Origin of the sequence: Marivibrio halodurans (assembly GCF_017963645.1) — a bacterium.
In the GTDB taxonomy this organism is placed as follows: Bacteria; Pseudomonadota; Alphaproteobacteria; order UBA8366; family Aestuariispiraceae; genus Marivibrio; species Marivibrio halodurans.
Window position 1 is genome coordinate 480,176 of sequence record NZ_JAGMWN010000001.1, and the last position, 13,125, is coordinate 493,300.

Annotated in this window: 10 protein-coding genes; 5 read left to right on the plus strand and 5 right to left on the minus strand. The window is 66.0% G+C overall.

Translation table 11 applies throughout. The features are described from left to right. Position 1: 1 nt before the first annotated feature. Positions 2-892: a beta-keto acid cleavage family enzyme gene (locus tag KAJ83_RS02205; protein ID WP_210680376.1), complete on the minus strand. Its 891-nt coding sequence runs from the start codon at positions 890-892 to the stop codon at positions 2-4. A gap of 141 nt (positions 893-1,033) precedes the next feature. On the opposite strand from KAJ83_RS02205, the gene KAJ83_RS02210 reads away from it, so the two are divergent. Next, on the plus strand, positions 1,034-1,999 hold the full coding sequence (locus tag KAJ83_RS02210) for a GlxA family transcriptional regulator (RefSeq protein WP_210680377.1): 966 nt from the start codon (positions 1,034-1,036) through the stop codon (positions 1,997-1,999). Between the two features lie 28 nt (positions 2,000-2,027). Then, positions 2,028-3,464 carry a mannose-1-phosphate guanylyltransferase/mannose-6-phosphate isomerase gene (locus tag KAJ83_RS02215; protein ID WP_210680378.1) on the plus strand — a complete coding sequence of 479 codons (1,437 nt, stop codon included), beginning with the start codon at positions 2,028-2,030 and terminating at the stop codon, positions 3,462-3,464. On the opposite strand, the gene cueR is transcribed toward KAJ83_RS02215, so the two are convergent. The 4 genes from cueR to KAJ83_RS02235 all read right to left on the minus strand — a co-directional run bounded on the left by cueR (position 3,443) and on the right by KAJ83_RS02235 (position 8,933). Next, positions 3,443-3,862, minus strand: a complete 420-nt coding sequence (cueR, locus tag KAJ83_RS02220; protein WP_210680379.1) for a Cu(I)-responsive transcriptional regulator — start codon at positions 3,860-3,862, stop codon at positions 3,443-3,445. The genes KAJ83_RS02215 and cueR overlap by 22 nt on opposite strands. Positions 3,863-3,873: 11 nt before the next feature. Beyond that, positions 3,874-6,183, minus strand: a complete 2,310-nt coding sequence (locus KAJ83_RS02225; RefSeq protein ID WP_210680380.1) for a copper-transporting P-type ATPase — start codon at positions 6,181-6,183, stop codon at positions 3,874-3,876. Positions 6,184-6,258: 75 nt separating this feature from the next. Beyond that, a complete protein-coding gene (locus tag KAJ83_RS02230; protein WP_343221920.1) occupies positions 6,259-7,839 on the minus strand; it encodes a DHA2 family efflux MFS transporter permease subunit in 1,581 nt (526 codons plus the stop codon). Beyond that, positions 7,836-8,933, minus strand: coding sequence for an HlyD family secretion protein (locus KAJ83_RS02235; protein WP_210680381.1), 1,098 nt, complete (start codon positions 8,931-8,933; stop codon positions 7,836-7,838). The genes KAJ83_RS02230 and KAJ83_RS02235 overlap by 4 nt, the downstream gene beginning before the upstream one ends. 123 nt (positions 8,934-9,056) lie before the next feature. Here KAJ83_RS02235 and KAJ83_RS02240 point away from each other — a divergent pair, with 123 nt between their 5' ends. The 3 genes from KAJ83_RS02240 to KAJ83_RS02250 all read left to right on the plus strand — a co-directional run bounded on the left by KAJ83_RS02240 (position 9,057) and on the right by KAJ83_RS02250 (position 13,124). Beyond that, complete coding sequence (locus tag KAJ83_RS02240) at positions 9,057-9,680, plus strand: TetR/AcrR family transcriptional regulator (protein WP_210680382.1); 624 nt, start codon at positions 9,057-9,059, stop codon at positions 9,678-9,680. Between the two features lie 278 nt (positions 9,681-9,958). Beyond that, a complete protein-coding gene (locus tag KAJ83_RS02245) occupies positions 9,959-11,908 on the plus strand; it encodes a TonB-dependent receptor (protein WP_246484154.1) in 1,950 nt (649 codons plus the stop codon). A 79-nt stretch (positions 11,909-11,987) separates the two neighbouring features. Next, complete coding sequence (locus KAJ83_RS02250) at positions 11,988-13,124, plus strand: PepSY-associated TM helix domain-containing protein (protein ID WP_210680383.1); 1,137 nt, start codon at positions 11,988-11,990, stop codon at positions 13,122-13,124. Position 13,125: the final 1 nt, after the last annotated feature.

Consider the following 13,125-nt stretch of genomic DNA (forward strand, 5'->3'; position numbering starts at 1 on the left):
ATCAACGATGCTTGGTGAGCTGGAACTTCGCGCGCGCCTCGTCCGGGGTCAGCACCCGCGCGCCCATCAGTTCGATGATCCGGCGCGCCTTGGCGACCAGATCGGCGTTGGAGGCCAGGACGCCGCGTTCGAGATAAAGGTTGTCCTCCAGCCCGACGCGAACATTCCCGCCGAGCAGCACGGCCTGCGCCACCATCGGCATCTGCATGCGACTAATCCCGAAGGCCGACCAGTTCGATCCCTTGGGCAGCATTTCCGCCATCGCCTTCATGGACGTGGTGGAAGCCGGCGCGCCATAGGGAATCCCGAGGCAAAGCTGGAACAGCGCCGGGGCATCGATCAGCCCCTCGTCGATCAGTTCCTGGGCGTGGACGATATTCCCGGTGTCGAAGGCCTCGATCTCCGGCTTGACCCCGATCTCCTTGATCTCCTTCGCCAGCGCGAAGAGCATCCGGGTCGTGTTGGTCATGATGTAGTCGCCATGACCGAAATTCATCGTCCCGCAATCAAGCGTGCAGATCTCCGGCATCGACCGGCGCACATGGGCCAGACGCTCCGAGGCCGGCGCCATGTCGGTCGCGGCATGGTCGATCGCCAGCGGGTCCTCCGGCGGGCCGAGCGTCAGGTCGCCGCCCATGCCGGCCGTCAGGTTCAGGACGACGTCGGTGCCGCTGGCGCGGATGCGCTCGCACACCTCCTCGAACTTATCCGGGTCGCGGGACGGCGTGCCGTCGTCCTCGCGCACATGGATATGCACGATCGCCGCGCCGGCCTTCGCGGCCTCGACCGCGCTGTCGGCGATCTGGGCCGGCGTCTTGGGCAGATCGGGATGCTTGTCCTGCGTCGCGCCGGAGCCGGTGACGGCGCAGGTGATGATCACGTCCTTGTTCATGGTCTAAGCTGTCCCCCGTTAAAGATTGACAGATCCCTCGTCGAAAATCCGGGGTGGAGCCTATCCATCCCGCCGAAACCTATTTTACATTTTCCGATCATTGATTGATTATTTTCGCCAACTCATGAAATCCCGGAGCCCATGTTCACCCCTCAATCCCACGGCGCGATCCAGCGCATCGGCTTCCTGCTGCTGCCGAAATTCTCGCTGCTTGCCTTCGCCAGCGCGATCGAGCCGTTGCGCGTCGCCAATCTGATGGCGGGTCGCACGCTCTATGAATGGCGGCTCTTGTCGGAGGATGGGGAGCCGGTCTCCGCCGTGAACGGCATGGCGAGCGTGGTCGACCATTCCCTCGACGACGCCCCCGCCCTGCCCGCGATCGTGGTAACCGCCAGCTATGAGCACGAACCGGCGATCAGTCGGCGCATCCTCTCCTGGCTGCGCCGGGCGGCGGTGTTCGGCGCGCGGCTGGGGGCGATCGACACCGGCAGCTTCGCGCTGGCCCGCGCCGGGCTGCTCGACGGCTATCGCGCCACCACCCATTGGGAGGAGTTGGAAGCCTTCGCCGAGCGGTTCCCGCGCGTGGAGGCGCGCCAGGATCTGTTCACGGTGGACCGCGACCGCTTCACCTCGGCCGGGGGGACGGCGGGCCTGGACATGATGCTGAACCTGATCCGCATGCAGCACGGGCAGGATCTGGCCACGGCCGTGGCGGATTTCTTCGTCTATGCCCGCATCCGCGACGCGCGGGACAGCCAGCGCATGCCGCTGCGCGCCCGGCTCGCCACCAGCAATCCCCACTTGATCCGCGCGGTGGAAGCGATGGAAGCGGCGTTGGAGGAGACCATCCCCATCCCGCGCGTCGCCAAGCGCGCCGGCATCTCCGAACGGGAGTTGGAGCGGATGTTCCGCCGCTGGCTCAACACGACGCCCGCGCGCTATTATCGCGGCCTGCGGCTCGACCGGGCGCGAGGGTTGCTGCAACAGACGGACATGCCGGTGCTGGAGGTGGCGACGGCGTGCGGCTTCAACTCCGCCGCCCATTTCGCGCGCAGCTATCGTCAACGCTTCGGCCGCTCCCCCACCGACGATCGCTCGCTTTCCTGATCGGCGGGGGCGCACTATCGTCGCCGCCATGACGACCGGCTTGATTCAACCCGTCATCCTCTCCGGCGGCGCGGGCACGCGGCTCTGGCCGCTGTCGCGACGGGCCTATCCGAAGCAGTTCCTGCCGCTGGCGGGGACGGCGAGCCTGTTGCAGCAGACCGCCGAACGCGTATCGGACCCGGCGCGGTTCCACCCTCCCCTCGTCATCGCGGGCGAGGCGCATCGCTTCATCGTGCGCGACCAGTTGGAGGAGGCCGGCTGCCGCCCGGACCGTCTGGTGTTGGAGCCCGTGGGGCGCAACACCGCCGCCGCCGTGGCACTGGCCGCGTTGATGATGGCCACGCGCGATCCGGCGTCCATCGTGGCGATCCTGCCCTCCGACCATATGATCGCGGACGAAGCGGCGTTCCACGCCGCCCTCGCCCGCGCGGGCGAGGCGGCGGCGGCGGGATATCTCACCCTCTTCGCCATGCGCCCGACGCGGGCGGAGACCGGCTATGGCTATATCCGGACCGGCGCCCCCCTGGAAGGGCTGGACGGGGCCTTCCATGTCGAGCGTTTCGTCGAGAAGCCGGACGCCGCCACCGCCGAGCGCTTCCTGACCGACGGCGCCCATGGCTGGAACAGCGGTATGCTGATCTTCCGGGCCGACATGATGCTGACGGCCCTCGACCGGCACGCGCCGAAGGTTCTGGCGGCCTGCCGGGCGGCGCTTGCCGGGGCATGGGTCGATCTGGATTTCCTGCGCCTGCCCCGCGCGGCGTTCGAGGCGGTACCCGCCCTGCCGATCGATGTCGCGGTGATGGAACGGACGGACCGCGCCGCCGTCGTGCCCGCCGATTTCGGCTGGAACGACCTGGGCGCCTTCGCCAGCCTGCACACGGTGGGCGCGGCAGACGACCAAGGCAATGTCGTGCGTGGCGATGCCGTGCTGGAGGCGTGCCGCGATAGCCTCGTCATCGGCGAGGACGGGCGCCTCGTCGCGGCGATCGGGCTCACGGACATGGTCGTCGTCGCGACCAAGGACGCGGTATTGGTCGCGCCCGCCGACCGGGCGGACGCGGTCAGACACCTGGTCGCGCGCCTGGAAGCCGACGGCCGGGTCGAGGGAACGGAACATCCGCGCGCCCATCGCCCCTGGGGCAGCTATGAGGATATCGACCGCGCCGGGGATTTCCGCGTGAAGCGCATCGTGGTCAAGCCGGGCGGGCGCCTCTCCCTCCAGCGCCACCGCCGCCGCTCCGAACATTGGATCGTGTTGCACGGGGAAGCGACGGTGACGGTCGGCCAACGGACGGAGACCCTCCGCCGCAATCAATCAACCTATGTGCCGGTGGGCGAGACCCATCGGCTGGAGAACCACGCGGACACCCCCCTCCATCTCATCGAGGTGCAGGTCGGGGACTATGTCGGCGAGGATGATATCGAACGGCTGGAGGATATTTACGGGCGCGATCCCGATTGATCGTCGCGCCCCTCCGCCGCCAGATTGTCCAGAATCGGGCAATCCGGCCGGTCATCGCCATGACAGCGTGCCATCAAGATTTCCAGCGTGCGCTTCATGCTCTCCAATTCGGCGATCTTTTCGTCGATATGCCGCAAATGCCGGTCGGCCAGCGCCTTCACATCGCCGCTCGCCCTATTGCGGTCGCGATAGAGGGAGAGCAGCGCCCGGCAATCCTCCACCGAGAACCCCAGGCCGCGCGCATGCCGCACGAAGCGGAGCGATTCCACCGCGTTCCCGTCATAGTCGCGATAGCCGTTCTCGCCCCGCGCGGAGGGCTCGATAAGGCCGATCTCGTCGTAATAGCGGATCGTCTTGGTCGGAATCCCGGCCTGCTTCGCGGCGTCGCCGATATTCATCCCTATCCCCTTTAGAGCTTCGCCGCGCGCAGCCGCAGCGCATTGCCGATGACCGAAACTGAACTCAGGCTCATCGCGGCGGCGGCGACCATCGGGCTCAACATCATCCCCAGCACCGGATAGAGCACCCCGGCGGCGAGCGGCACGCCAAGCCCGTTATAGACGAAGGCGAAGAACAGGTTCTGGCGTATATTGCGCATCACCGCGCGGCCGAGCGTACGGGCCGCCAGCACCGCCCGCAGATCGCCCCGCACCAGGGTCACATGCGCGCTTTCGATGGCGATGTCGGCGCCGGTTCCCATGGCGATGCCGACATCCGCGCGGGCCAGCGCGGGCGCGTCGTTGACGCCGTCGCCGGCCATGGCGACACGGCGGCCCTCGCCCTGCAGGCGTTCGACCACGGCGTGCTTGTCCTCGGGCAGGACCTCCGCCTCGACCTCGTCGATGCCGAGACGCCGGGCCACCGCCTCGGCCGTCGCGCGGTTGTCACCGGTCAGCATGACCAGCCGGATGCCGGCGGCGTGCAACCCCTCGATTGCTTCCGCCGTCGTCTCCTTGATCGGATCGGCCAGTTTCAGAACCGCCGCCATCTTGCCGTCCAGCGCCACGAAGACGGCCGTGGCACCGTCGCGGCGCCATGCATCGGCCGCTTCCTCCAGCGCTTCCGGATCGGCCCCGGCGACCCGCATCATCGCGGCATTGCCGATCGCCACCCGGCGGGACTCCACCGTTCCGGCGACCCCCTTGCCGTCGGTCTGGTCGAAATCCCCGGGCGCGTCGGGCAGTGTCAGACCGCGCTTTTCCGCCGCCTCCACGAAAGCACGGGCCAGGGGATGACCGCTTGCCCGCTCCAGCGCCGCGGCGAGGCGCAGGACGCTCGCCTCGTCCGCGTCCTCGGCGGTTTCCACGGCCTCGATCGCGGGTTGCCCCTCGGTCAGCGTGCCGGTCTTGTCGAGCACCAGGGTATCGATGGCGGCGAGACGTTCCAGCGCCTCCGCGTCGCGGATCAGGATGCCCGCCTGGGCACCGCGTCCGACACCGGTCATCACCGACATCGGCGTGGCGAGGCCAAGCGCGCAGGGGCACGCGATGATCAACACCGATACCGCCGCCAGCACCCCATGGGCGAGCGCGGGACTCGGCCCGACGGCCGCCCAGACGGCGAAGGCGATCACGGCGCAAAGGACCACGGCCGGCACGAACCATCCGGCCACCCGGTCGGCCAGCGCCTGGATCGGCGCGCGGCTGCGCTGCGCATCGGAGACCATCCGCACGATACGCGAGAGCATCGTGTCCGATCCGACCTTGTCCGCGCGCATGACGAAACCGCTATTCCCGCCGAGGATCGTACCGCCGATCACCCCTTCGTCCGGCCCCTTCTCCACCGGCCGGGCCTCCCCGGTGACGCGGCTTTCATCCAGCGTCACGGTACCTTCCAGAATGGTGCCGTCCACCGGCACCGCGTCGCCCGGACGCACGCGCAGCCGGTCACCCTCCTTTATCTGGTCGAGGGGGACCTCGCGCTCATGCCCGCAATCGCTCAGGCGGATCGCGGTCTTCGGTGCCAGATCGATCAGTGCCTTCAACGCATCGCCCGTGCGCTCGCGCGCACGCAACTCCAAAACCTGCCCGACGAGAACGAGGGTGACGATGACCGCCGCGCTCTCGAAATAAAGCGGAACCGTGCCGTCCTCCGACCGGAAGCCGTCCGGGAACAGGTCCGGAACCAGCAGACCGGCGAGGCTCGCCAGATAAGCGGCGCCCGTGCCGATCGCGATCAAGGTGAACATATTGGGGCTGCGATTGACGATCGAGGCCCAGCCACGTTGGAAGAACGGCCAGCCGGCCCAGAGCACCACCGGGCTCGCCAGCAGAAGCTGAGCCCAGCGCGACCAATCCCCGGAGACGAGACTGGAAAGGCCGGGAACCATCTCCCCCATCGCCAGCACGAAAACCGGCACCGTGCCGACCAGCGCGACCCGGAAACGCCGCGTCATATCCAGCAGTTCGGGGCTCGGTCCCGCCTCCACGTCGACGGTGCGGGGCTCCAGCGCCATACCGCATTTCGGACAGGTACCGGGCTCCTCCCGCACGATCTCCGGATGCATCGGACAGGTATATTCGGTACGGGTTTCGCGCGCCTGGGGCTGCGCGGGCTCAAGCGCCATCCCGCATTTCGGACAGTTGGCGGGCGTATCGGAATGGACGCCGGGGCACATCGGACAAACATACCCCTCGCGCGGGGTCCGCGCCGACGCGCCTTCCGTCTCCTTGCCCTCGCCTTCGCCGCCGTGATGCCGGCAGGTTCCATCATGCGCCATGCTGATTCTCCTATTGCCTGCCGCCTATATGGAGGTTCCAGCAACTGGAAGGTCAAGAGGCGCCATGGAGGGCGACTAATGCGCGCCCACCCCACCGCCCGGCGCGGGCTTCGCGAACAGGAAGACAAGCGGCACCGCCAGCAAGAAGGCGGCCGCCATCATCAGGAACACATCGTTCCAGGCCATGACGGTCGCCTGTTGGCCGACATCCTGGGCCAGCACCTGCATCGCGGCCGCGTGCGGGTCGCCGACCGCGGGGTTCCGCGCGAACATCTCCGTCAGGCGATCGATATGCGCGCCCGTCCTCTGGCCGTCCGCGCCCAGGGATTCCGCCATCCACCAATAGTGCCGGTCATAACGCCCATCCCATTCGGTGTTGATCAGCGCCAACCCGACGGCGCCCCCCATGTTGCGGAAGACGTTGAAGAGGCCGCTGCCCGCGCTGACACGATCCATCGGCAGGGTGCCGAGCGCCGTCGCCGTGATCGGCACGATGCATAGGATCAATCCACTGCCGCGCACCACCTGGGCCCAGAACAGCTCGTCGAAGGAAACGTCGGCGGTCATGCCGCTATTCAGGTACAGGCCGAGCGCCACCATCGGAAAACCGATGGCGAGCAATATCCGGGGATCGACCGCCCGGGCGAGCCGCCCGGCGATCGGCGCGGTCAGGAACATCGCCGCCCCGGTGACGAACATCACCTCCCCCACCTGAAGGGAGTTATAGCCCCGCACCTGGAAGAGCAGCTGGGGCAGGATATAGCTCTGCCCATAAAGGCACATGCCCAACACGAAGGTCAGGATGCAGCCGACGGTGAAATTGCGGTTCCGGAAGGTGCGCAGGTCCAGCACCGGATCCGCGATGGTCAATTCCCGCCAGAGCAACAGGATCGCCGAGAGGCCGGAGACCAGCGCGAAGAAAAGGATCGTGTCGTCGGCGAACCAATCCTCGCGCGGGCCCTCGTCCAGCACGAATTCGAGCGCGCCGAGGAACCCGCCGGTCAGCGCGATGCCGATGATATCGATCCGGCGGAACAGGGACGGCCGTGCCCGATCGATATCCACCACCAGCGGCACGGCCAGGGTGACGAGAACGCCGGGCACCAGATTGATCAGGAACAGCCACTCCCAGGAGAAATACTCGGTGATATAGCCGCCGAGCGTCGGGCCGATCGCCGGGGCCATGGTCGCGGTCAGGCCGATTACCACGGTCCCGACCATCTGGCGTTCCGGGGGGAAGAGCTTGTAATTGGCCGCGAACACGGTCGGAATCATTGCCCCGCCGACGAAGCCCTGAATCGCGCGGAACAGGATCAGCGATTCGATGTTCCAGGAGAGCGCGCACAACGCGCTGGTCACCGTGAACCCGGCGGAGGAGGCGACGAACAGCCAGCGCGACGACATGACCCGCGCCAACCAGCCGGACAGCGGGATCATGACCACCTCCGCCACCAGATAGGCGGTCTGGACCCAGGTGATCTGATCGCGCGAGGCGGAGACGCCCGCCTGAATCTGCGGCAACGAACTGGCGACGATCTGAATATCCAGGATCGCCATGAACATGCCCAGCACCATCAGGAAGAAGCCGAAGACACCGCCCCGGGGGGTGAAACCCTCCGCGCCGTCCCGACCTTCCCCGCCCGTGGTCTCGGTCACGACGCGTCCCCATCCGTCCGGATGATGACGATCGCGGAACTTCCCGGACGCGGGGACAGACCGTTCGGGAACGCCTCGTCGAAACGGAGTCTGACCGGCACCCGTTGCACGATCTTGGTGAAATTGCCGGTCGCGTTCTGCGGCGGAAGCAACGCGAATTCAGAGCCCGTGGCAGGCGCGAGGCTGGCGATATGCCCCCGGAAGTGCCGCCCGCCGAACATGTCGAGCGCGATGTCCGCGTCCATCCCCTCCCGGAAATGCTCGATCTGGGTCTCCTTGAAATTAGCGACTACATAGAAATCGTCGCGGGGCACGATGCTGAGGAGACGCGTGCCCGACGCCACGGTTTCCCCCGCCTCGATCTCCCGATTGCCGACGGTGCCGGCGCGTGGCGCGCGGATCACGGTGCGGTCCAGGTTCGTCTCGGCGGCGGTGCGGTCGGCGCGGGCGCTTTCCAGCTCGCCCAGGCGCTGCTTGCGCTGAGCGGCGAGAACCGCGAGTTCGTTGCGATCCCCCTCCAACGTCGCGCGCGCCTTGTCGCGCGTGGCCGTGGCCGTGCGATAGGCATTGCGCGCCTCGTCGAGGGAACGCGCGGTCGTCGCCCCCTTTGCCACCAGCGCCTTTTTGCGATCCAGATCCTTGCGCGCGAATTCCAGATTCGCGCTCGCGGTCGCCAAATCGGCCTCGCCCGCCTCGATGCGGCGGGCTTGAAGGTTCCGGTTGGCGGCGATGGTCTCTATCGCCGCCCGGGCGACATCGATCCGTGCCTCGGCGCTTCGAAGCGCCGCGCGATAGTCCCGGTCGTCGAGACGAACGAGCACCGCGCCCTTCTCCACATATTGGTTATCCTCGACGGATACCGTGGTGACGGTGCCCGATACCTCGGCCGACAGATTGACGATATCCGCCTTTACATAGGCATCGTCCGTGTCCTCCACGAAACGGTCGACGGTCCACCATTGATGGCCGAAATATCCACCCCCGACGACCACCGCCCCGACAAGCAGCGCCAGCATCACCTTCTTGCGCCAGCCGGTACGCGCCCGCGCGGGCTCCGAAGCGGCGGATCCGCCCCGGTCCTTAGATTCCGTCATAGTCATGCGCACTCCATGAGAGGAAACTAAACTGAACGGTTTAGTTTTTTGTTGTATCTGGGCGACACCACGCATATGTCAAGCGCATCGACGCAAGAAACGCATAGGGAGAACGACGCGAACATGCCCCCCCAGGACCGTGCGACCAGCAAGCAGGCGCAGATTCTCGAAGGCGCGCGGGGGGCCTTCACGACCTCCGGCTACGAAGGGACCAGCGTCGACGAGATCGCTCAGCGCGCGGGCGTCTCCAAAGCGACAGTCTATAAGCACTTCGCCGACAAGAAGGATGTCTTCCTCGCCTTCGTGCGCTGCGAATGCACACGCCACGCCGCGCAAACCTTCGACACCCCTCCTTCCGAGGGCGATATCCGCACGATCCTGATCGGCATAGCGAACAGCTACCTGCACTTGATCCTTTCGAATCACGCCCAGGCCGTCTTTCGTATCGTCGTGGCGGAATCCCAACGCTTCCCGGAAATCGGCCGCGCGTTCCAGGAAGCGGGCCCCGAGACGGGCCGCCGCCGCCTGGAACGCATTCTCGCGGGCGGCGTCGCGCGCGGCGAACTCATGATCGACGACACGGACCTCGCGGCGCGCCAGTTCCTCGAACTCTGCAAGGCCGATCTGTTCTACGAACGGCTCTATGGCGGGCGGACCGAACCAACGGCGACGGAACGCGACGTCCATGCGCGTAAGACGGTGGACATGTTCCTTCGCGCATACGGCACTCCCACCCCCCGCGCCTGACCTCCCCTTACCTCTCCACCCCCCCCCTTCGTCAGCACGAGGCGGGGCGGGGCGAAGCGGAACGACCCGCCACGACGGCGATGAATCATCCACACCCTTAAAAGCGGGCGGATTTTTCCTGAAGTTCTCGGAATGCGTGTCTCTTAGTCTTTGGAATCAAACATAATTTTTTGCAAGTGATTCTCAGAATCAATTGCATTACGCCGAACCCTGCTCTACGACTCCGGTCGAACGCGCCCCGGGAGGGGGACCACGGACGAATTCGCAGGAGAAATACGATGCACAGAAAGGCGCTTCTGGCCGCCGGATGCGCGGTCATGGCGTTGACGGGCATGCCGCAGGGGAGCAAGGCGGCCGAACCGATGAAACTCGATCCCGTCATCGTCGAAGGCGGTAATTCCCATTCCTCCCAGCGGCTGCGCCGCGACGTGGAGGCGGGCATGAACGCCAACCGCACCAATTCCTACATCGACGGATCGGTGCTGCAGAACATCAACCCGGTCAATTCCGGCGACGCCCTGCGCTATAACGTGCCGGGCCTGATCAACCAGCCCTTCAACGGGGACCGTTTCGGTGGCGGGCAGAAGATCCGGACCTTCGGCGATTTCGGCGCCGCCCAGTCGATCGACGGCATGCCGGCTTTCCAGATGCAGGGCCAGGAAGGCGGCGGCTACAGCAACACGCTGATCCCGACCATCGCGATCGACCAGATCGGCGTCATGAAGGGCAGCCGCGGCGTGGGATATGGCGACGGCACGGATGGCGGCGTCATCGACACGACCATCAAGTCGGGCCGCGACTATACCGACCACCAGGCCGTCAGCCTCGACCTGAACACCGCGCGCGAGGCATTGACCCAGGTGGAAGCCGCGGATCATTCCGGTAAGTGGGACTACTACGCCGCCGGCAGCTTCCTCTATGGCGACTATAACGGCGACCCGGACATTCTCGAGCAACAATCGGTCAAGGGCGGACTCGGCAAGGTCGGCTATAACTTCAGCGACGACACCCGCTTCGAGTTCCTTGGCATCTACGACCGCAGCGATCCCCGCATCTATCGCAACAATGCGATCAACCAGATCACGACCTCGACCTTCTATGGCGCGGCGACGCTCGACCATCAATATGACGAGAACAACAGCGGCCGGGTCGGCGTGATCTTCGAGGAGGGCGATTCCGCCTGGCCCGGGCGTAATCGCGATCGCGGCATCTCGAACCAGATCCTGTTCGGCAAGCATTACCTGTCGCGCCAACTCACCGACGGCGTTTCCTATGACGGGTCGATCGGCGGCGAAGTTCGCAAGACCAACTCGACCCGCGACGAGATGTGGGACAACACCTTCGTCGACTACGCGGCGATTTCCGAGAATGCCTTCCACATTGGCGACAACCTGATCGTGAATGGCGGGCTTCGCGTCACGAAGTTCAACAACGAGATCGTGCTGAACGGCGTGGAGCAGCCGGACAATCTGGCGGAGGACACGGTCTTCTCCTATGAAGGCGGCGCCTCCTACGACTTGCCGACCCAAACACAGATCCGGGCCAGCTATGCCACCGGCTATAACCGGTTCTTCAACAAGTACGGCAATTTCGGCACGGACGCGCTGAACCCGGCCGGCGCGGGCGACGAAATCGTCGAATCCCGCACCATCGAGGCCGGCGTGAACCAAGGCTGGAACGGCGGCTATGTCGATCTGGCGATCTACAATGTCGTGCAGGACAATGTCCCGCGGCGAAACGGCGGCGCCATCGAGAGTATCGAGGTCGATCAGTCCGGCATCGAGATGGAATTCTTCCATCGCCTGACCGAGGATCTCGCCGCCTCCGCCAGCTACATGCACATCCTCGACGTGCAGGCGACGCGCGCGAACGGCCAGGAGATGAACTCCAACATCTTCTGGGCGGGCCAGACGGCCTCCGTGCCGAAGGACCAGATGTCCATCCGTCTCGACTATGCCTTGACGCAGGAGGTCGACATCTGGGGCATGGCCTTCTATTCCACGGGATACGAGGAAGTCGACGCGAACGGCAACACGACCGAACGCGAGGACTATAACCGTATCGACCTGGGCGCGGCCTGGGCGCCGGTGGAGGATTGGAGCTTCCGCTTCCGCGCCGAGAACATCACCGACGAGCGTGGCTTCGGCCAGGCGGTGCAGGGCACCTATGTCGATACGGACGGCAATCTCGGCCGGGTGTTCTGGGTCGGGGTGGATCACACCTTCTAGGCATCGCGTCCGATAGAAGGGAACCTTCCCAAGGGGAAGATATTCCGCCGATGAGGCCGGCGGGCGAGGGGCTGGAGACATGCACTATAACTGGCTTAGAAAGCTGCATCTCTGGCTCTCGCTCGCCGCCGCCTTGCCGCTCGTCATCCTGAGCCTGACCGGCGCGCTGCTGGTCTATGGCCATGAATTGCAGGAAATGCTCCAACCCGAGCTATGGACGGTCGAGCGTCCGACGCCCGACGCGGAGCCCCTGCCCTATTCCACCCTGATCGAACGGATCGCCGAGCAGAAGCCCGACGTCCGCGTCTGGTCCTTCGGTATCGGCGAGGATGGGGCCCGGGGCGAGGGCGGGTCGGACAAGGCCTGGACCCTATGGCTTGGCGGCGGGGCCGGAATATTGAACCTCGATCCCTATACGGGTCGCATCCTCGACCACTACAAGGGCGACGAGACCCCCTATGATTTCGTGCGCGCGATCCACCGGCGCTGGCTGACCAGCGACGGGACGGTGACGCCCATCGCGCGCAACATCATCTCCGCCGTGTCGGTCCTGCTCATCGTCCAGATGATCGTCGGGCTCTTCATGTGGTTGTTGCCGGCCAAGCGGCTCAGCCGGTTGAAGGTCGATTTCAAGCGCTCGACACGCATCGTCGTCCTGCGTCTGCACCAATTGACCGGCGTGGTCACGGCCCTGATCCTGGTCACCGTCGCCTTCACCGGCATGGCGCTCTATTGGCACGGTCCGATGGAGGCCGTCGTCGAATTCACCACCGGCCAGGAAGTGACCACCCCGTCGGAACCGCAGCTTCCACCCAATCGGATGGAAGTTCACGACATCGACGCCGCCGTCGCGGCCGGCCAAGCGGCCTTTCCCGAGGCGAAGCTGCTGCATTTCCGCGCCCCGCAGCCGGGTAAGCCACTTTCCATGGGTTTCCAACAACCGGGCCATCTGGTGCCGAGCCAAGTGTGGGTCGGCGGCGATCCGCCGCGCGTGCTCGGCACCGACGACGCGGCCGACCTCAACGCCGTCACCTGGTTCTGGCGCGCGAAGTATTGGATCCACATGGGCGATTTCGCGGGGCCGATCGTCCGCGCGCTCTGGGTTATCGTGGCCCTGCTGCCCACCGCCTATGTCGTCAGCGGCCTTTGGCTCTGGCTCGACCGGCGCGGTCGTCGGCGCGCGCGTCAGTCACGGGCCGCACCCGCGCGGGCCTGAG